This window comes from Neobacillus vireti (assembly GCF_001026695.1).
Taxonomy (GTDB): domain Bacteria; phylum Bacillota; class Bacilli; order Bacillales; family Cytobacillaceae; genus Neobacillus; species Neobacillus vireti.
This window is the reverse complement of record NZ_LDNB01000002.1, coordinates 340391-360729: the sequence shown is the minus strand read 5'-3', so window position 1 is coordinate 360729 and position 20339 is coordinate 340391. Positions and strand designations below refer to the sequence as shown.

Below are 20339 nucleotides of genomic sequence, written 5' to 3'. Positions count from 1 at the left end.
TGGGACAAGAACAAAAAGCGTAAGCGCCAAAATGCTGCAACTAGTCAGCGTTTTTCCAAAGTTCATAAAAGAATATTTCCTATTTTACCATTCAGCTATTTGATTTGCACAGTTTGAACTAGTCTATCCCCCTTAGAAGGAGGTCCCTTCATTGTTTCGGTCAAAACTAAAAACTATTCTTTTATCCACATCCGTCACTATTTTGGCAGTTTCACTTATTTCTTTCCCGCAAGAGTCATTAAAAGCCTCTATCCGCGGTCTCGATATGTGGTGGGAAATCGTATTCCCTTCGCTTCTACCTTTTTTTATTGTATCTGAAATGTTAATTGGCTTTGGGGTTGTTAGGTTCATTGGCGTATTGCTGGAACCCTTAATGAGACCGCTTTTTAAAGTACCTGGTGTGGGCGGTTTTGTATGGGCAATGGGGATGGCCTCAGGGTTCCCTGCCGGCGCCAAATTTACAGCGAGATTACGCGAGGAGGGACAATTAACACAAATTGAGGCTGAAAGGCTCGTTTCTTTCACAAATTCTTCAAATCCGTTATTTATCTTCGGAGCTGTTTCAGTTGGGTTCTTCCATAATCCCCGATTAGGTCTTCTCCTCGGATTAGCCCATTATTTAGGAAATATATGCGTTGGCATCATCATGCGTTTTTATGGGAATGAATCACCTGACGAAACGAGGGAAAGAAGAAAAAAATCTAAAATTAGAGCCGCTATTTCCGCACTGCATCAGACTAGATTAAAAGACAATCGGCCTATCGGTAAACTTCTAGGGGATGCTGTCAATTCATCGATCCAAACCTTATTAATGGTCGGCGGATTCATTATTCTTTTCTCAGTGGTGAATAAACTTCTTTATCACTTACATATAACTGCCGCACTCGGAAAAACTGTTGAAATGGGTCTCTCCTTTTTATCGTTTCCAGAAATGTTAAGCATCCCATTTATTTCGGGATTATTTGAAATTACCTTAGGGAGCGACCTGACAAGTCGTGTAGAAGCTGCGACGCTTCTGCAACAGGCAATGATTACAAGTTTCATCTTAGCCTTCAGCGGTTTTAGTGTCCAAGCCCAGGTTGCCAGCATCCTTGCACAAACAGATATCAGGTTTCAGCCCTTTTTTATCGCGAGAATCATGCATGGTATTTTTGCCAGCTTGTTTGCTCTTATCCTTTGGAAACCAATATATTTGCGCTTTAGCAGCAATGAGCAGCCCTCCAATGCCATTCCAGTTAGTTTTTTTGAGGAAGGGTCATGGGTAAATCATTTCTACCATAAAATGTTAGAGTTAGGTCCCCTTATTACCATCTTTTCCTTGTTAGTCTATGTGTTTATTTTGTTTCATCGATTAAAAAAGAGCTAAGCAATTGGATATTGCTAGCTCTTTTATATTTATTTCTGCTCAAATTTTTTTTGTAATTCCTTTTCAACAATCGGTGGGACGAGTGTCGATATGTTCCCATTGTACTTCGCAACCTCTTTCACAATACTGGAGCTCAAAAAGGAATACTGGTTATTAGTCATGATGAAAAAGGTTTCAAGGTCCTCATTAAGTACCCTGTTCATCGAAGTAATTTGCATTTCGTACTCAAAGTCTGAAACTGCCCGTAAGCCGCGAAGAATGGCATTAGCCTTGACACTTTTTGCATAATCGACTAGCAGGCCTGAAAATTCATCCACTATTACATTTGGAATATCCTTAGTCACCTCTTTAATTAAACTAATTCTTTCCTCAACCGTAAACAGCGGATTTTTTGCTGAATTATTCAGAACAACAACATATACCTTATCGAAAACCTTGGCCCCTCTGCGAATAATATCTACATGGCCATAGGTTATTGGATCAAAACTCCCTGGACAAACAGCAATGCTTGACAAAATGTCTCCCCCTTATTCTCCATTGTTTCGCATATAAATCGTCACAGCAATAACTCCATACCTTTCGTGTTTCATTTGCGTAAACCGACCGGCCATTTTAGGTAATTCGACGTCAAAACTATGCTCACAAACAATAATTCCGTTAGGTTTTACTAAATCATGGTTATCGATTTTCTCCATCAAACTGACCAGCTGCTGTAATTTATAGGGAGGGTCCAAAAATATGTAATCAAAGCTCATTTCCCGTTTAATTAGCGCCTTCAAAGCTCTGTCTGCGTCATTACGATAGACCTCTGTTTGTTTTTCAAATCTACAAGCTTGGATATTTTCATGGATCACTTGAATAGCCTTTGTATCACGATCAACAAAAATAACCTTCTCTAATCCGCGGCTTAATGCCTCCAGACCTAATCCCCCGCTGCCGGCAAATAAATCTAAGCCAATCCCCCCGTCAAAATAAGGTCCAATCATATTAAATAATGCTTCCTTAACTTTATCCGTAGTAGGCCTGGTTGAATTTCCAGGTACCGCCTTAAGGGGTCTTCCTTTACAAATTCCTGATACCACTCTCACAAAAATATCACCACATTTTTTTAAAATCCAATTTCTTTATCCATCCTATCATAATTTACAAAAAGTACACAAATCAGTTGTAAAAAATCGATAAGAATGATGCATTATCAATAATCCGACAAATAATTACAAGTAGGCGGGAAAATTTATGAAAAGTACGTATAAGCTTTTTGGTTGTGGAAATAATGTTATTAACAACATCAATTCGAGGATGTTGTTGCCAACCGCGGAGAAGACTTACGTTTCCCCATAAGTTCTTCCTCCGGTTTCTCCTCTCCCTTTGCCTTCTATCCTTTATGAGGATATAGAAGGACCCTGCAGATATTCTGCAGGGTTTTTTTTTTATCTTACACAACAGGAAAAAGGTGAGGCATTGCACCCCACCTTTTAAATACCCATTTTATAATCATATTCTTTCGCTTTATCTGGTGCTGAATTCTCATACTCCATTCTTAAGAATGGTTTATAGGAGGGTTCTACATTTTTTACAAATGAAAAGGAATTTAACTTTTCCATAATTCCCTCTAGATCTTCTTGATTACAATATAAAACCACGTATTTCAGCTTTTTTGACACGTAATGGACATTTCCGAAGCGCCTTAGCATTTTAGCTTGTTTTAATGAATAAAGCCAAACAACTAATCCTTGCCTTTGAACAAACATACTTTTTTCCCCTTCAGCATAACCATCATTTTACATAAGTTTAGCATATTAAAACAAACTTTATCAATTCAAACTTTTTTGCTGCACCGCTTCTTTGCTTCTTCATCCGCAGCCGCAGCTTCCTCCGCCGCCGCAGCCACTGCCGTGACTGGACTTCGTATCGAAAAATGGGTTGCCTGTTGGCACCTTTATATGGCTGGAGACTGCGCCGCCAACCAACATGCTGATTTCATCTAAGAGGCCTTGCAAATCATTTTCAGCTAACTTAAACTCTGCAACAAGGGGATCTAAATCCATTTCCCGTTTATATTCACGAATTTGCATCATGACCCGTTTATAATCAGGATGATATTTTCCAAAGCGCTGAACCTCTTCATAAAGTTCCTTTAACTTGACAAATTGGTTTATCTTCCGCTGTGTTTCCTTGTTATGTTGCATTTTATATAAACAAATTTGGTATTGTTCTGCTATATCGGATTCTAGGACCATCCTAGCTAAGTTCTCGGCATCTTCCAATAGTTCAATTCTCTCTAACGTAGCAAGCATGTACGCCCACCTCCAATGTCATTTTAACATTAATACTTGGAGAAAGCGAAAATTACCTTTTATTTAGGGATATTTACCATAAATTCCTTTGTTAATCCGTATGGTTCATTATTTAATTTAACCACTTCTATCTTTAATTTGTGACTTCCTGGTGATAGTCCTTTAATAATAAAGGCTGCCGCGGTGGCTTCAGATGCTCTTTTTCCATCAATCCAAACAACCATTTTACCAACCTTATCCTTAGAACGGTCTGTTTCACGGAAGCTAATTCCGGTAACGATGCACTCGATCATTACTTGACTTCCCCTTGTTTCATGATTCACGATTAAAGAAGGTATTTCATTAGTATTTTGATTATAAACAGGCAAAATCTCGTACTGCTTTCTATTTGTCTGTTTCATTATCACGATTTTGGGTTTCGTTTCAGGCTTTGGCAAATCCTTTTGACATCCCATCGTGAGACCCATTAACAGTAATATTAGAGCTTTAGGAATTACCCTATTCAATCCAATCACTCCTTCTTTCCTGTATTGTTCGCCTCCTTTTTATTTTTTAGTCTTTTTACAAAAAATAAGGCTGTGTTAAAAGTGAATGTTGATTTCGCTCCAGGCGGCTTCGCTTTCCGCGGGGTGGGCGGTGAGCCTCCTCGGCGTAAACGCCTGCGGGGTCTCACCTGTCCCACTGCTCCCGCAGGAGTCTCGCGCCTTCCGCTCCAATCACCATTGTGCTAAAAATTAACAATGCACTTTAACACAGCCAAAAATAAAAAAAGGCCACATTTATTGTGAATGTGGCCTTTGTTAATTTTGAGTCTTCATTACCTGAAACATTTGATACATCATATTTGCCATTTGGACGCCGCTTGAGAATTTCTCAACTCGATCAGGAATTGTTTTTTTATAATAATGTAAGGAGGCAACTTCAAGAGACTGTATATCATATGGATTTCTTGACAGCTTCCGATACCAGTGAGGCTGTTCACGCACAAATTGCTTTAGGTCATTCTGTCGTCCGATATACTCTAGTACTTCTCTTCGCATCGTTTACGATTCCCCTCCATTAATCTTTCCTAAATACAAAAGGATTTTTTGGCCCCTCTGGCGGCTTTACGGCACCCGCCGTTGGGTTCCCCCCTTGAAATTGTGCGATAACCCCCTGAATGGCTCCTAACGCCTGACTTAAATTATTAATATGATTTTGCATTTGATTTGGATCCATTTTCTTGACCATTCCCATGATATTGGACATCCAATCGCCCTTGCCCTCGGTCTTGGTTTCAGGTTCTGATTCAGTTTCTGTTCCTGTTTCTGTTCCAATTGATTCCCAGCGTTTATCTTCTTCACCTAATAGATACCAATCTTCATATAATTCTTGCCAGGTCGCCTTCCCTTTCCGAACCTCTAAGATGACCTTCGGATTATTCTTTACAAATTCTTTGAATTTTAGCACGGATGGGTGCAATTTTTTTTGCGTCATATTTCTCACCTCTGCCCATATTCATCGCCAATAATACAATATGTAGGAAATGAAGAAAGGTGAAAACTCAAATTGATGTGAAAATATTTATAATTATCTAATTGAATGGTAAGATAGCAAAAGAAAAAGAAATGAAAGAGGTATAGGGAATGAAAGACGAATTACGTCAATTATTAGAATCATGTATCGAAAATGGGTCAGAGACAGATTTAGATGTCCTCTCGTGCCTTTTAGAAGCAGTCCAAAAAAAAATTAATCGCAACCGGACCACTTTTATTGATGGAATCCTCCAGATGGAAAGAACGATGGACAAAGAATCCTGTGAAATAACAATTCCAATTAATCCGATTATTAATAATAACCTAAATATTGTGCATGGCGGCATTACTGCGACGGTTCTGGATACTACGATGGGAAGCTTAGTAAATTTCCTGCTTCCAGAGGGCTTTGGGGCTGTAACGAATCAACTAAATATCCATTACATCGCACCGGGAATTGGCGAATCACTCCGCTGTCGAGCTGAAATCATTCATAAAGGTAGTAAAACATTTGTTATATCAGGGGAAGCTTTTCGTAGTGATGGGAAAAAAATCGCCTATGCAACAGCGACTTTTTTTATCATAAAAAAATAAATTGAGGGGTTTGATCAATAATGGTTACCGCCATTGTTATCCCAATCATTTGTTTATACTTTTTTTGGTTGACTAGAAAAGAAATGAAAGAACAGGATGAGAAATGGCTTGCTCTAAGTAATGTGAAGGAAGAAGCGGTTTTAACCGGGGAAATTAAAAGTATTGTTGAGGAGAAGCAACGCTTTTATTACCATCGTTACATATTTGTACAAACGCTTAACCTCCAAACAGACACAAAAATAGTCATCGCCCAAAAGAAAACACCAATTTTAAAAGATATTAAAATTGAGTCTTTTACTGTCGGGGAAGTAATTATTGTTTATGGTTGCTGGGTAGGAAATAAATTTTTTTTTAGTCATTATGAGATTGAAAAAAGGTGACAGGATTGTCACCTTTTTTATGGCTCATTCTTTTGAATAAAGTTTTGTGTATAAAACTTTTGATATACCCCTACTCCAAGATGCGAATAATCCTTATTTAATAATGATTCCCGGTGAGCTTTACTATTTAGCCAGCCTTCCACCACTGCAGGCCCATCTGTATATTTGGCTGCAATATTTTCACCAGCAGCCTCGAATTCAACTTGCGCTGTCTTTAGTCGAGTAGCGAGATCGCCAAATTTCTTGGAGGTATGAGAAAAATCATTGTTTTCATACATATCCTTGCTATGTCCAAATGCGACTTCAGCCGTAATCTCGTCCCATATCAGCGGCTTTAGCTTATGCCTCATTCGTAAAACATTGGTAATATCAAATATCTCTTGTGCCGTACCATATTCAATGATCTTCCACGTATCCTCACTTGGAGCAAGAGGCTCGATTAATTCACCGCTGTAAACAAGCTCATATGGCCTTTGCTTAATCAGCGTTTGTGCATTCAAAAAACGCACACTCGAAAGGTTCCCCGTAAACTTATCGATATAGAGCTGGACATAAATATCACCTAATTGAACCATTGGCCGAAGATTTAAATCGTTATCATTCAGTTCAAAACGATAGGAATTACCGTTTAGTTCAAGATTAATATTTGTATCAATATATTGGGTATTGAAAATTTCCTCCACCGGCTGTCCGATCTCAAATGGAGCAACATCTAAGCTTTCTCCAATAGCATAAATCGTCACAACCTGATTATTTTCAACACCAACCTGTACATAGCGGCTGTAGTCCTGATTATAAATATACCATTGATAACCATACATAGATTCATCAACACGTGCAGGTGCTCCGAGTTGTTTTTCTAAGGCATTGACGTCTTCTCCGATTAATAATGCTAATCCTTCTTTTGGTTTTTCAGAAACAGTTTTCTTGTTTGTCTTATTGTCGGTCACAGGTAAGGTTGGATTCATTTCTGAAGTATGATCTTCCTTGATTAATACATTATTTTCACTTTTTTCATTTATGTTAACATAAAAACCAATTGTTAAAAAAATTACTGAAAGTATCAAAATTCGACTTAGAGTTCGCAGGGGTCTTCACCCTCTCTATTACTTTTTCAATCATATTATTGATTATTCATTAATTATATCATCTATATCCTGATTAGTAATAGTCATTAGCAAGAAAACTCGTCGATTGCCAATCTGTTAGGCTGTTCCTTTAGACGGAGCTGCACTTATGCCTATTAGGATGTTTTTCCTAACAACCAAAATAAAACAGGTACAGTTTGTACCTGTCTAATTATAAACTGCAAATTTTTGAAATTATTTTTTCAATGTTGAACACCATTATAATTTTGTTCGGATATTTCCGAAAGTGCATCCTTTGCCTGGTCATCGGTTAATTCATTAATGGCAAAATCACCAAGTGAAACAATTCCAATTAATTTCCCGTCTTCAACAACAGGTAATCTCCGGATTTGATGCTCTGCCATTAACTTTGCCGCTTCTTTACTGGATGTATCGGGAGTAACAGTTATCAGGTCACTACTCATGATTGCTTCTACTTTTGATGAACCTGGGTGTTTTTCTGCAACACCTCTTATTACAATATCCCGGTCTGTTATCATCCCAACTAGTTTATCTTGATCTACAATTGGTATGGCTCCTACATTTAATTCCTTCATTTTAAGTGCGACTTCAAACATATTATCTAATAATGTACAGCACTCAATCTCATCGGTCATAATATCACGAATTTTTCCCATAGTATCGCCCCTTTTTACATATTGCATTATCAAATAATAGGTTTTCCAAGCAAGATTGTTTTATTCGCTGTATGTATCCATTGCAAGTTGTAACATTTTCAACTATTATTAAAATGAATTATACTTGCTGTAATACCGAAAATGGGTAACATAGGGGTAATGGTAATCGTTTTAGGAGGGATTTTTGATGAAATTCGAGAATACGGGTATCGAAAAGTTAAAAGCAGATTTAAACCGATTAGATGAGGTAATGGATAATCACGGTTTAGTACGTGCAGGTCAATGGGACTACGAACGTGTTACATATGATCGCAAGTTTGAATTAAAAGAAGGTGTATTTTACCTTCGGGTTCAAGGCTATGCGGTTGAAGGGGACGTTGATACTTTCAAGGCAACGATTCAATTAATGACACCATTACTTGGAAAGCATTATTATCCACATGGCGTCGAATATGGTGAAGGTGAAAACTTCCCGCCTTCTCTTGTGAATTCATGCAAAAAGATTCTTGAGACAGTGAAAGAAGAAGTTAGCAAATTTGCTCAATAAACAAAGAAAAGACGCATGAATATTCATGCGCCTTTTTCAATTATAGTCCAAGAATCGCCTTTATCATCGACGTGGTCTCTCCGCCTTTGTAGAACACATATAACAATAGGTAAACAGCAACCCCTGTAATTGCTGTAAAGAACCAAATGAAACTCGTTATAGGGCCAAGCTTGCGGTGGATAGACAGTTTATTTTTATATCCTGTCAGTAACGAAACAATCCCGAATACCGCTCCAATCGTAGCTAACGTAATATGAAAAACTAAAAAGATGGTGTAATAGATTTTGATATCATCCGGACCACCAAAGGAGGTATTCCCGATAAAAATAGTCCTTGATGCATAAATAATAAAAAAGATAAGTGCAAAAACAGCTGCAAAAAACATCGTCTTTTTGTGGGCTTCAATTTTTCGTTGTTTTATTTGCCACCAGCCAATAGCTACCGTAATAGCACTTAAAACAATGAATGAGGTACTGATTGTTGGTAAAATCGGTAAAGAATCCATTTATAATTCCTCTCTTTTATAAGTTCTATCCTCATTTTAGTGCAGTTCCGTATCCAATTCAAATAAAACTTGTCCGACAACAAAAAAAGCTCCCAAATGAATGGGAGTTTATTCAACAAGGGTTGGATTTAAAATTTGTTTATTCATATCGCTCTCTGATTCTTCTTGATCTTTACGATACCATTCAAAAAATACTTGTGCCAAAACAACAGCATAAATAATTTCCTGAATAATCTTCATCACGACACCGCCAAGTCGTTGGTCGTCAACCACGGACATAGAGCTAAACAATTCCGGACCACTAAGGTTCAAACCTGAAAATGTCGAAGGTCCAACACATAAGCTCATAACCTTGCCCCAAACTTCCGGGTCATGATAGGTTGCATATAAGGAAGAATCCGAAAAAATAATCAGTGCACAAGCAGGTGTGATTAACATACTGTTTGAAAATAAATATGCTACTTTTTTAATCCCGCTTAATGGCTTATATTCCGGCAGCGGACTGATTAATGACCACCACATACAAATTGCTGCCACAAATAAAAGGACCGAATAGCCTCCATGGTAAAAGCGATTCTGCATGACATGGTCAAAAATTAGCGGTATATGGTAGAAAGAAAACAAACCATTAAATATAAGAACAGCAATAACAGGTTTTGTAAATAATTTGAATATAGATTTAACAACTTTAATTTCTAATATGCTTCTCCAAAGCCATGCCGGAATTCCGCCAATGAACAATGGTGGCAGCAATAATACTAGAACAACCATGGTTATCCCATGGACCCAAAACATTAAATGACCCATTAAATCCAGCGGAGAGCCTTTAACAGCATAAAGAATAACCATCGAAGTTAAAAACAAAGATGCTTGTTTTACAGTTAACGGCTCACTTCCCTGAAATTTTGTTCTTAATTTAATGGTAATGAGAAAATATCCAGCTATTACTGCTAGTATAAATAATAAAAAGTACGGGCTCCAAAGGGCTTTAAAACCAAAAATATTTAATGTAAGCACCAAATATCACCTCGAAATATAGTAAAAGAATCCTGTCTTTATTTTTCCCATCAAAGAAACAGTAAGCAAAAGATATGGTATTTACCTTCTTAAAAAAGAAAATCGGCATAACGCCGATTTTCCTTTTTAACTTACCACCAAACGATGGTTACAAATGTCAATACCGTAAGTATAGCAACAAACACTCCAGAAAACAGAAACAATTGTGGAGCTTCATGACCTTTATGGCTCATATGCATGAAATAAAACAATTGAAATACAACCTGTACGGCCGCTAAAAGCAAGATAAACGGCACCGTAAACCATGAGGTAAACCCTTTAATTGCCACTGACGCAAACGCAATTAAGGTTAAGAAAATCATTAACGAAAACGAAACTACTTGATATCTCATTTCCTCCGCACTCTTGCGGCGGCGATATTCAATGTCAACACTTGGGTTACCTGAATTTAATTGTTGATTCGTCATCAGTTTATCCCACCATTCCCATTAAATAAACTACTGTAAAGATAAACACCCATACCACGTCGATAAAGTGCCAGTAAAGACTAGCAACATAAAACTTTGGTGCATTGTAAAGACTTAAGCCGCGTTTTGAGTTGCGGATCATCAACGATAAAATCCAGCATAAACCAAAGGCAACGTGTGCACCGTGGAAACCTACTAATGTATAGAAGGCAGATCCAAATGCACTGCTTGTAAAGGTATGTTTATATGTGTGTACATAGTGGCTAAACTCATAAACCTCAGTCCCAAGGAAACCAAGACCTAGTAATACTGTAAGCCCGAGCCAAACCATCATCTTTTTAAACGCAAAGTTTTTCATATGGTACATTGCATAAACACTTGTTAATGAACTCGTTAAAAGAAGCATTGTTGCGACAAATGTTAATGGTAAATCAAATAAATCCTTTGCTAAAGCCGCATCGGCGCTTGGTACCTTATCCTTTAATGCAAGGTAGGTCGCGAAGAGAGACGCAAACAGCGTTGTCTCTCCCCCTAAGAATAACCAAAATCCTAAAAATTTATTTTTTGCCTCAAGGGTTGATTTCTCCGGCGCAGCAGGCCATTTTTCATACGTCATTTTTTCTTCAGCTTGCATTATGCCTTAGCCCCCTTTTCGTTATCTTCTACTAAGTCTTCCTTGTGGATATGGAATCCGTGGTCATCTTTAACGGAACGTAAGAACATTGATCCAAAGGTTACGAGTAAGCCCAAGATGATGACTGGGAGTCCCCATGCGTGATTTTTATGATACATCGCTCCAAAGGCAGCAATAAATAATCCAAGTGAAATCATAAACGGAATGAATGAAGCATTTGGCATATGAATATCACCAAGCGGTTCCGCAGGTGTCATGCCTTTTTTACCTGCCATTTTTTCTAACCAGAAAGCATCTAAACCACGAACGAGCGGCAGCTGCTTGAAGTTGTAGAATGGCGGTGGTGATGGAATTGACCATTCAAGTGTTCTTCCATCGCCCCACGGGTCATTTCCAACTTTAACATTTTTAACAGAAGTCATAATTATGTTATATAGAAGTACTAAGACACCAATGGACATGAATGCTGCGCCAACCGAACTGATTAAATTTGAAAAGTCAAACCCCTGTCCTGGAAGGTAAGTAAATACACGGCGCGGCATTCCCCAAAGACCTAAGAAATGCTGGATAAAGAATGTTAAATGGAAACCAATAAAGAAAAACCAGAAGGTAATCTTTCCTAATGTCTCATTTAACATTGTACCAAACATTTTCGGCCACCAAAGATGGGTAGCTGCAAGAATCGCCAGCACAACACCACCAACAATAACGTAGTGAAAGTGTGCAACGACAAAATACGTATCATGATACTGGTAGTCGGCAGCTGCAGTTGCAACCATTATCCCTGTTACCCCACCACAGACAAAAGATGGGATAAACCCAAAGGCATAGTACATTGGTGTTGTGAACTTCACACTACCGCCCCACATTGTAAACAGCCAGTTAAATATTTTAATACCGGTTGGTACACCAATCGCCATTGTAGCAACGGCAAAAATAGCATTTGCTACAGGTCCTAAACCAGTTGTGAACATATGGTGAGCCCATACCATGAATCCTAAGAAACCAATTAACACGGTTGCAAACACCATGGATGAATAACCAAATAGTCGTTTTCTGGAGAAGATAGCGAAAATTTCCGAGAAAATACCGAAAGCTGGCAGTATCAAAATGTAAACTTCAGGGTGACCGAAGATCCAGAAAAGATGTTCCCAAATTACAGTATTACCACCCATTGCCACTTCGAAGAAATTAGCGCCGAATAAACGGTCGAACATCATTAATGTCAAGCCGACAGTTAATGGCGGGAAAGCAAATAAAATCATCGCCGAGGCAACAAAGGTAGACCAAGTAAATAACGGCATCCTCATATAAGTCATACCAGGTGCGCGCATATTAATAATCGTAACCAGGAAGTTTATTCCACCAATCAGCGTTCCAAGTCCGGCAATCTGCAAACCAAGGACATAGAAGTCAACACCATGACCTTTAGAATGAATCGCTAGTGAAGCATAAGATGTCCAGCCAGCGTCTGGTGCTCCGCCTAGAAACCATGAAAGGTTAAGGAATATTCCACCGAAAAAGAACAACCAAAATCCGAGTGCATTTACAAACGGAAACGCTACGTCACGAGCGCCAATCTGCAGCGGCATGACCGCATTCATAAAAGCAAATAAAAGCGGCATGGCTGCCAAGAAAATCATCGTTGTTCCGTGCATAGTGATAATTTGGTTAAATGCTCCAGCACTTACAAAATCATTATTTGGCACTGCAAGTTGAACACGGATGAATACAGCCTCAAGTCCGCCGACAACGAAGAAAAATCCGCCTGCAATAAGATATAGGATGGCAATTTTTTTATGGTCAACTGTTGTTAAAAAGTCCCATATTGTTCCGCCGAATCCTTTTTTTTGTGCAATGGTACTCACAATTTTACCTCCCTTTCAACCAATTCCCCTATTATTCCTGAACCTTTAAGCCCATTAAATACTCTGCTACTGCATCGAGCTCTTGATCAGATAATTCACCATATTTCCCTGTCATCTCATTACCTGGTTTATAGGTTTCAGGATTACTAATCCACTGTTTCAATTTCTCTTTATTATGATCTAAAATACCAGCGATCCGTGCGCGGTCACCAAAGTTGGTTAAGTTAGGCGCCATGCGGGCAGTTTCAGGCATTTTGTTTTCAGGCGTCACAGCATGACAGCCGATACAGCTTTTATTAAAGATATCTTGACCTTGAACAGCTAAATCACTCTGTGCTTTTTGCGGCTCTTTAATATCCTGCATCGCCGTAACCCACGCATCGAACTTATCACGGCTGATTGCTTTTACTTTAAAGTCCATTAACGCATGGGACGGACCGCAAAGCTCAGCACATTTCCCATAGAAAAGGTTTCCAGCTTCATTTGAACGCTTGTCATCAAACTCTAACCAAAATTTATTGATATTATCCGTATTGGTATCTAATTTACCGCCAGCGGCAGGAATCCAGAATGAATGTTTTACATCTAATGATTTAAGGTTAAAATAAACTCTTTCATTCGTTGGAACTACCAGTTCCTGGCTCGTTACAAGCTTTTGATCTGGATATTCAAAATCCCACCAATATAAATGGGAACGAACATTAATAACAAGAGCATCTGAATTTTTCTTATCCATTGGTGAAACATCTGCAAGTCTAAATGTAGCAGAAACAGTTGGGACAGCCAGGATTAAGAGTAAGAGAATCGGAATAGCAGTCCAGATAATTTCTAATGTGTGACTTCCTTCCACCTGTTTTGGAATCGTTTCATCTTTATCATCTCTTCGTCTAAAGCGGAAAAAGATGATCACAAAAATAATCATTACGACAAGGATAACCCCAATCATAACATACGTACTTAGCTTCATTAACCCAAATTGCATATCTGCAACTTCACCGGCAGGCCTTAACGCCGAAACAAAGTTTTCACCGCGGCATCCGGAAAGCACAAGCGCTAAAATCGCAAATAACGGTAATAGGCGCCATTTTGCAAGCCTTTTCATAGCTAAATCAAACCCCTCTTTCACTTTTAAATTGATAATTTTTTCTGGTAGATCAAAGAAGTATGTAGATCATTCTTTTCCGGTTCGGAAAAGAATCGTGAAACAAAACTAAATTAATGTAACAATGACCATCGCTACAAAAATAATAGTTAAATATTGCAAAGAGTATACAAACATTAGTTTTGCCCACTTAATGTCATCTTTGATCTTATATCCATAAATCCCTAATACCAGCCAGCCAATATTTAACACGGTAGCGAGAATTAGAAATGGGATTCCTAATTTGGTTAGAAAAAATGGGATTGGCAACAGTGCCGCAACCCAGACTACAATGTGGATTTTAGTTGTTTTAAAACCCTTCACTACAGGCAGCATTGGAACTCCAGCTGCTCTATATTCTTTTACTCTCCTCATCGCCAGAGCGTAAAAATGCGGTGGCTGCCAAACAAACATGAGGACAAACAATGCCCATGCCATGATATCAAGGTTTGCATCTACTGCAGCCCAGCCTATTAGCGGCGGCACAGCACCTGAGATACTTCCAATAATTGTATTAGAAACCAATTGCCGCTTAGACCATAACGTGTACAAGAAAACATAACTAAAAACTCCAAGCAGTCCAATTACTGTTGCAGTCATCGTTGTAAAGAATAAAAACAGTGTTCCCAGTCCAATCAGGATAATACCTAATAGGAGAACTTTCGCAGGAAGCACTTTCCCAGTAACCGTAGGTCTTTCCTTCGTTCTTTCCATTAAATGATCAATATCACGATCAACATAATTATTAATTGCACACGATCCTGCAATGATAAGGGAGGAGCCTGCAACCGTAAAAAACACGATATCTAAATTATTTAGGAAGCTCTGACCAGTAAAATGAAGTGCAAGCCATAATCCAGTAAAGGTGGTAATGAGATTTGAATTGACAATTCCAATTTTGATTAAGGCCGTAAAGTCTTTCCATACAGAGGTTTTTTCTATAGTAGAATTCAGGCTCCCAGCACCATTATCTATGGCTGCTTCTCCATAAGCCTTAGAGTTGGACATTTATTTCTCCTCCTAATCCTTATTAACATATATTCACCATTGAGGGTTATCAAAACTTACTATTTTGCCCTCCTGTTTGAATAAAAGGGGAGACAAAATTATCTGTTTAAAAAATGCAGTGATTTACAAAACACTTTCTCTGTATATTAAATCACACTTTCTGATGTTTTTGTGAACTTTTTTTGAATAATTTTTGACTAAATTGTGTTTGGAGATATCTTATCTTTTATTATCGGATTTTAGACCTGTAAATTTGGAAAATTAAGCAATGTTACAGATATTAATCCTACTATAAATACTTCTAACAGACTATGGTGGAAGTTTCAACGTTTTCCACTATAATAATAGTAGAAAATAAAAGTTATCGAGTAATCTCTCATCGTCTTAAATTTACCTTTCAAAATTTAAGCTGAATTTCTGTTCTTTTCCTAGCTAATTCGTTATGATGAATTAGGTACTTTTTATCTTTCTACTTTTTTACTCCATTATACTGTCAAGCTTTTTTTTTGACAAATCATTGAACTATTTTAAGAGGTGAATTTTTTGCGACGTTCTCTGAAGTGGCTGGCGGTTGCGACCACCATAGGAATGATATTAGTTTTACTTGGCGGTGCATTAGTTACAAAAACTGGTTCTGGCATGGGCTGCGGGAGATCTTGGCCTTTATGCAACGGTAAATTTCTTCCATTAGAAATATCCCCTGAGTTAATCATTGAGCTTGCACACAGACTAGTTTCAGGAGTAGTTGGAGTCTTGGTTCTCATCCTTTCGATTTGGTCATGGAAGGCGATTGGTCATATTAGAGAAACTAAATTTCTTTCTTTTCTCTCCTTTTTCTTTTTACTTTTACAAGGCTTAATTGGAGCGGCAGCAGTAAAATGGGGACAATCAGGTTTTGTCCTTGCCCTGCATTTTGGTATCTCGCTGATTTCATTTGCAGCAGTATTCTTGTTGACATTGCTTATATTTGAAATCGATAAGAAGTTTGATGCAGATAAACTTTATATTGATAAGAGAATGGGCTTTCATATTATCGGTGTTTCTATTTATAGTTACTTGGTTATTTACACTGGGGCATTGGTCCGGCATACAAAGGCAAGCCTCATTTGCCGTGATTGGCCATTATGCTTAAATGACGCCCCCTCATTACCTGCCAACATGTATGAATGGGTGCAAATGGGACATCGAGCTGCAGCCGGTTTAATCTTTATCTGGATAGCCTACATATTAGTATTAACTATTCGCCAATACAAAGAGCAAAAGGTTTTATATTGGGGATGGATCATCTCTTTCATTCTCGTTTCATTACAGGTTATTGCCGGTGCTTTTATTATTTTCAGCAGATTGAATCTGTACATCGCACTATTACACGCCTTCTTTATTACCTGCTTGTTTGGGGTATTAAGTTATTTTCTCTTGTTATATTCAAGGTCCAAAAGAAATCATTACTAAAAAAGCTGCCGGGTTATACCCGGCAGCTAATTTTTTATCATTTGATTTCGCTAAACATTAAAGATAGAAAACTTTACCGTCACGCTGCTGTTTCTTTTTGTCTACTTGCACCTGTTTATTTTTATATGTTTTTTCATATTTCGTAAACATCGACACATTCACGAGAATTCCGGCCGCGGCAGCAAGCATTAACAATGAGGAACCGCCGTAGCTGATAAATGGCAGCGGTACACCTGTAAGCGGAATTACTCCTGAAATCCCCCCCAAATTAATAAAGGACTGAATACCAAGCATACTAGATATCCCTATCGCTAGCAGGCTCCCAAAAGGATCCTTACATTGTAAGCCAATATAAATTCCTCTTAAGACGATATAAGCCAAAAGAATAATAACGAAGCTTACTCCCCATATACCTAATTCTTCGGCAATGATTGCCATAATGAAATCTGTATGTGCTTCAGGTAAATAACCGAGCTTTTGGATGCTTTTTCCTAAACCAAGCCCATTGACACCACCTGAACCGATAGCGATGTAGGAGTTGGCTAAATGAAAGCCTGCATCATTTACGAGCTCCGGAGCAAAAGGATTATCTAATACAGCAAATCGGTTTACACGCTTCTCAGAAAGTATTTTATCTTTAGCAACAAAAACAATTGGCAGGAGGACAATAAGAGCCATGATAATTAATTTCGAAATACTTTTAAAATTCATCCCGGATGCAAAAATAATAGTGACGGCAATCACAGCGATAATAAAGGCAGTACCGTAATCAGGCTGCAAGATAATTAGCCCGCAAACGATAAACAGAAATACTAATGGCGGCAGGACCCCTTTATTAAATTGATTAATATACGCCTGCTTTTTTGCGTAAACAGCGGCCAAATAGATGATGACAATAAGCTTTACAAACTCAGCCGGCTGGATTTTAAACGGACCAATTTGATACCAGCTTTGTGCACCGCCGGCAACATGTCCAAAAAGATCCAAGCCTAAAAGACCAAAAATAGATAAACAAACCATTGGTGCGAGAAACCATTTTGTAAATTGCATCATTTTATATGGAACAATTGCACAAAAAATAAAGACAAATGAAGAAGCTAATAAAAACAATTTTTGCCTTTGATAATAGAAATCACTTGGCTTTTTATAATATTGAACAGTCCATGCCATGCTGGCACTGTAGATCATAACTAAACCAAAAGCACACAAAAGGATAATAGCTATGATTAAGGTATAATCATATGACTTCACTATTTTTTTAATCATTTACGTTGTCCTCATTTTCAAAATTGATAAACTCTACTCTATTATAATAGAAAACGACTGATATGACTTGAGGAAAGTATTTTTGTTATCAAATTTTAATAAAGAATATTCTGAAATTTATATAGGATAATAAAAAACTCAAACAATTCATCGATATTGTTTGAGTTCCTGTTCTACTATTTTCTTAAGGATGCATCGTGAAGCGCAGATAATTCACTCTCTAATTGATCTAAAATCGCTTTTCCATCCTTACTATCTATTAAGCCTAATCGGACAGCAAAGTCTATTTCTCTCGACAACCCAAACATTTGTGTATCCAACACCTCTTCATAAAGAGGGCATTGAGGCATCGTAAGATTGTCCATTTGCACTTTGATAAGCTTTAATATCTTTTCTGCGTCAGCCTGCAACAAGGCATAGGCTTTTTCCTGATGATTCACGATCATTTCAGACGCCAACAGTAATCCCCCCATTTCAGAGCGATAATTCAACTTATCTATAAATTTTACCGTTTACAAGCGAAAATTGCAAGAACAATGAAGGATATTGCCATACAGGAGTTACTTTTATGACATTCACACTAAAAAAAGTTATACTTATTCTTGTTAGCCTTTAGGAGGAATGGAAGATGAATGATATTATTATCATATCCGGTAAAGTAAAGTATACGATTACACTTGAACCAAGCGTCTGGATTTTTGATGACCGCCGCATTGATTTGACTACTTATTTTTCAACAAACAAAGTGAACGCAAATTCATTGGAAGATTATACGAAGTCTGTTTCAAAACATTGGGACCGCGAAATTATGGAGGGAGCCATTTATCCTCCGACGTTAAAAACAGAAAAGAAATTTGAAAAGGAAAAAGTATTAACTGGGACTTTCGGAATTCCTTTCAAGCCTTTCTTGGTAAATTCTGAGCCTGCCGATGAAGCACAAACATTGGTCATTCATAGTACCGATGGTGATTACGAAGTACTTCTTGAACGTGCCTTTGATTTAATTTTGGCGTTCTCAGATACCGGTAAACCGTTAAATGCTGATGGACCGGTTCATGTCTACTTCGGTGATGGCTCTAATCAGCAGGATCCAATTAAAAATGTAAGAGCTTTTACCGTAAAATAAGACGGGTGCCCTTGGCACCCGTCTTTCTCATAGTAAATCCGCTGCGAGCCTCGCCAAGCCTGAGCGTTCTCCTTTTAATAGCTTAACATGGCCTGAAATGTCTTGGTCCTTGAACCTTTCAACGACAAAAGTAAGGCCATTATTATAGGCGTCGAGATATGGATGATCAATCTGTTCCGGGTCTCCCATCAGCACAATCTTACTTCCCTCCCCCACCCGAGTTAAGATTGTTTTTACTTCATGCTTCGTTAAGTTTTGTGCTTCATCAATGATAATAAATTGTTTAGGTAAACTTCTGCCGCGAATATACGTTAACGCCTCCACCTCTATCGAACCCATGCCGGCTAAAATTGCATCCAGTTCGCCTGGCTTTTTTGTATTAAAGAGATATTCCAAGTTGTCATAAATCGGCTGCATCCACGGTCTAAGTTTCTCTTGTTTTTCACCTGGCAGGAACCCCAAGTCTTTACCAACAGGTACAATCGGTCTAGCGACTAATAGCTTTTTATATTCTTTGAAATCCTCAGTTTGCATTAATCCGGAAGCAAGCGCAAGCAATGTTTTTCCTGTCCCGGCTTTGCCTGTTAAGGTAACGAGCGGGATATCCTTCCGCAGCAATAATTCAATCGCCATCGTCTGCTGCACATTCCTTGAATGGATTCCCCAAACATGCTCTTGATTTAAGGTCAATTTTTTTACCTTCTTACTTGTTTTGTCCACCATTCCAATAGCAGATGTAGAACTGCCAAGAGCATCTTTCATGAGAAGAAATTGATTAGGATAAAACGGATGATTTGCAAACTCAGAAAGGAATAACTCCCCTTTTTCATAGAAACGACCTAATAATTCAATCGGCAAGAGTACTTCGAAAAAGCCTGTATATATATGGTCTATTTCAACCACCCGGTCATTTAAAAAATCTTCAGCCGTTAATCCAATGGCATCTGCTTTTACTCGAACTAGAGCATCCTTACTTACTATAATTACAGGCTTGCCATTTTCTTTCGCTTGTTCTTCTAAGTATAAATTTTTAGCAACCGCAAGTATGCGATTGTCGTTTGTTTTCTCAACAAAAATATCTTGAAGCTCATGAAAGGCCCGATGATTTAATTCAATTTTAATTGTCCCTCCGTTCTCAAGAGGGATTTTTTCATGAAGCTTCCCTGAAGCTCTAAGACCATCAATTAATCTCGATACGTGCCGTGCATTTCTCCCGATTTCATCCATATATCTTTTCTTTGAGTCCACTTCTTCAAGAACTACTGCTGGAATAACCACTTCATTATCTTCAAAGGAAAAAAGGGAATACGGGTCCTGCAGTAAGACATTTGTATCTAACACGTATATTTTACTCAAAGCGACGCCTCCCGCTTCACTGGATGTCAAGATTGT

At 38.1% G+C, this 20339-nt stretch carries 25 protein-coding genes; 6 read left to right on the top strand and 19 right to left on the bottom strand.

Annotation, left to right across the window (positions count from 1 at the left end; translation table 11 throughout):
• The first annotated feature begins 151 nt into the window (after positions 1-151).
• Complete coding sequence (ylbJ, locus tag AA980_RS02145; RefSeq protein WP_024029171.1) at positions 152-1366, top strand: sporulation integral membrane protein YlbJ; 1215 nt, start codon at positions 152-154, stop codon at positions 1364-1366.
• 29 nt (positions 1367-1395) lie between these two features.
• Here the strand turns inward: ylbJ and coaD are convergent, their stop codons facing one another.
• The 7 genes from coaD to AA980_RS02110 form a co-directional block, all read right to left on the bottom strand.
• Positions 1396-1881, bottom strand: coding sequence for a pantetheine-phosphate adenylyltransferase (gene coaD / locus AA980_RS02140; protein ID WP_024029170.1), 486 nt, complete (start codon positions 1879-1881; stop codon positions 1396-1398).
• Positions 1882-1893: 12 nt separating this feature from the next.
• Complete coding sequence (gene rsmD, locus AA980_RS02135; protein WP_034724340.1) at positions 1894-2454, bottom strand: 16S rRNA (guanine(966)-N(2))-methyltransferase RsmD; 561 nt, start codon at positions 2452-2454, stop codon at positions 1894-1896.
• Positions 2455-2841: 387 nt separating this feature from the next.
• Positions 2842-3117: a YlbG family protein gene (locus AA980_RS02130; RefSeq protein WP_024029168.1), complete on the bottom strand. Its 276-nt coding sequence runs from the start codon at positions 3115-3117 to the stop codon at positions 2842-2844.
• Positions 3118-3219: 102 nt separating this feature from the next.
• Positions 3220-3663, bottom strand: a complete 444-nt coding sequence (locus tag AA980_RS02125) for a YlbF family regulator (protein ID WP_024029167.1) — start codon at positions 3661-3663, stop codon at positions 3220-3222.
• 59 nt (positions 3664-3722) lie between these two features.
• Positions 3723-4169 carry a hypothetical protein gene (locus tag AA980_RS02120; RefSeq protein ID WP_024029166.1) on the bottom strand — a complete coding sequence of 149 codons (447 nt, stop codon included), beginning with the start codon at positions 4167-4169 and terminating at the stop codon, positions 3723-3725.
• Between the two features lie 294 nt (positions 4170-4463).
• Positions 4464-4703, bottom strand: coding sequence for a YlbE-like family protein (locus AA980_RS02115; protein ID WP_024029165.1), 240 nt, complete (start codon positions 4701-4703; stop codon positions 4464-4466).
• Between the two features lie 19 nt (positions 4704-4722).
• A complete protein-coding gene (locus AA980_RS02110) occupies positions 4723-5139 on the bottom strand; it encodes a YlbD family protein (protein WP_024029164.1) in 417 nt (138 codons plus the stop codon).
• A gap of 149 nt (positions 5140-5288) precedes the next feature.
• Here AA980_RS02110 and AA980_RS02105 point away from each other — a divergent pair, with 149 nt between their 5' ends.
• Together AA980_RS02105 and AA980_RS02100 are read left to right on the top strand one after the other, a co-directional pair.
• Positions 5289-5771 carry a PaaI family thioesterase gene (locus tag AA980_RS02105; RefSeq protein ID WP_024029163.1) on the top strand — a complete coding sequence of 161 codons (483 nt, stop codon included), beginning with the start codon at positions 5289-5291 and terminating at the stop codon, positions 5769-5771.
• 20 nt (positions 5772-5791) lie between these two features.
• Positions 5792-6151 (top strand): hypothetical protein, encoded by a 360-nt coding sequence (locus tag AA980_RS02100; protein WP_024029162.1) that lies wholly within the window; start codon positions 5792-5794, stop codon positions 6149-6151.
• 17 nt (positions 6152-6168) lie between these two features.
• On the opposite strand, the gene AA980_RS02095 is transcribed toward AA980_RS02100, so the two are convergent.
• The gene (locus tag AA980_RS02095) at positions 6169-7119 is read right to left on the bottom strand and encodes a CAP domain-containing protein (RefSeq protein ID WP_162837335.1); all 951 of its coding nucleotides are present in this window, start codon (positions 7117-7119) and stop codon (positions 6169-6171) included.
• 362 nt (positions 7120-7481) lie between these two features.
• Entirely contained in the window at positions 7482-7916 is a 435-nt protein-coding gene (locus tag AA980_RS02090; RefSeq protein ID WP_024029160.1) for a CBS domain-containing protein, read from the bottom strand.
• Between the two features lie 187 nt (positions 7917-8103).
• On the opposite strand from AA980_RS02090, the gene AA980_RS02085 reads away from it, so the two are divergent.
• Positions 8104-8463, top strand: coding sequence for a YugN family protein (locus tag AA980_RS02085; protein ID WP_024029159.1), 360 nt, complete (start codon positions 8104-8106; stop codon positions 8461-8463).
• Between the two features lie 40 nt (positions 8464-8503).
• Here the strand turns inward: AA980_RS02085 and AA980_RS02080 are convergent, their stop codons facing one another.
• From AA980_RS02080 to cyoE, 7 genes are all read right to left on the bottom strand, one after another.
• Positions 8504-8968, bottom strand: coding sequence for a DUF420 domain-containing protein (locus tag AA980_RS02080; protein ID WP_024029158.1), 465 nt, complete (start codon positions 8966-8968; stop codon positions 8504-8506).
• Between the two features lie 108 nt (positions 8969-9076).
• A complete protein-coding gene (gene ctaG / locus AA980_RS02075; RefSeq protein WP_024029157.1) occupies positions 9077-9985 on the bottom strand; it encodes a cytochrome c oxidase assembly factor CtaG in 909 nt (302 codons plus the stop codon).
• 131 nt (positions 9986-10116) lie between these two features.
• Entirely contained in the window at positions 10117-10452 is a 336-nt protein-coding gene (ctaF, locus tag AA980_RS02070) for a cytochrome c oxidase subunit IVB (protein WP_024029156.1), read from the bottom strand.
• A 4-nt stretch (positions 10453-10456) separates the two neighbouring features.
• Positions 10457-11086, bottom strand: coding sequence for a cytochrome c oxidase subunit 3 (locus AA980_RS02065; protein ID WP_024029155.1), 630 nt, complete (start codon positions 11084-11086; stop codon positions 10457-10459).
• Positions 11086-12954 carry a cytochrome c oxidase subunit I gene (ctaD, locus tag AA980_RS02060; RefSeq protein ID WP_024029154.1) on the bottom strand — a complete coding sequence of 623 codons (1869 nt, stop codon included), beginning with the start codon at positions 12952-12954 and terminating at the stop codon, positions 11086-11088. The genes AA980_RS02065 and ctaD overlap by 1 nt, the downstream gene beginning before the upstream one ends.
• A gap of 31 nt (positions 12955-12985) precedes the next feature.
• Positions 12986-14056 (bottom strand): cytochrome c oxidase subunit II, encoded by a 1071-nt coding sequence (gene coxB, locus AA980_RS02055; protein WP_047771214.1) that lies wholly within the window; start codon positions 14054-14056, stop codon positions 12986-12988.
• A 108-nt stretch (positions 14057-14164) separates the two neighbouring features.
• Complete coding sequence (gene cyoE, locus AA980_RS02050) at positions 14165-15103, bottom strand: heme o synthase (protein ID WP_024029152.1); 939 nt, start codon at positions 15101-15103, stop codon at positions 14165-14167.
• Between the two features lie 543 nt (positions 15104-15646).
• On the opposite strand from cyoE, the gene AA980_RS02045 reads away from it, so the two are divergent.
• Entirely contained in the window at positions 15647-16555 is a 909-nt protein-coding gene (locus AA980_RS02045) for a COX15/CtaA family protein (protein WP_024029151.1), read from the top strand.
• A 57-nt stretch (positions 16556-16612) separates the two neighbouring features.
• On the opposite strand, the gene AA980_RS02040 is transcribed toward AA980_RS02045, so the two are convergent.
• Both AA980_RS02040 and AA980_RS02035 read right to left on the bottom strand, forming a co-directional pair.
• Positions 16613-17821 (bottom strand): FtsW/RodA/SpoVE family cell cycle protein, encoded by a 1209-nt coding sequence (locus AA980_RS02040; protein WP_024029150.1) that lies wholly within the window; start codon positions 17819-17821, stop codon positions 16613-16615.
• Between the two features lie 176 nt (positions 17822-17997).
• A complete protein-coding gene (locus tag AA980_RS02035) occupies positions 17998-18279 on the bottom strand; it encodes a YlaN family protein (RefSeq protein WP_024029149.1) in 282 nt (93 codons plus the stop codon).
• Positions 18280-18449: 170 nt separating this feature from the next.
• Between AA980_RS02035 and AA980_RS02030 the strand changes: the two genes are divergently transcribed.
• Complete coding sequence (locus AA980_RS02030) at positions 18450-18947, top strand: molybdopterin-binding protein (protein ID WP_024029148.1); 498 nt, start codon at positions 18450-18452, stop codon at positions 18945-18947.
• A gap of 27 nt (positions 18948-18974) precedes the next feature.
• Here AA980_RS02030 and AA980_RS02025 read toward each other — a convergent pair whose 3' ends face one another.
• Positions 18975-20303: a PhoH family protein gene (locus AA980_RS02025; protein ID WP_024029147.1), complete on the bottom strand. Its 1329-nt coding sequence runs from the start codon at positions 20301-20303 to the stop codon at positions 18975-18977.
• Between the last annotated feature and the right edge of the window lie 36 nt (positions 20304-20339).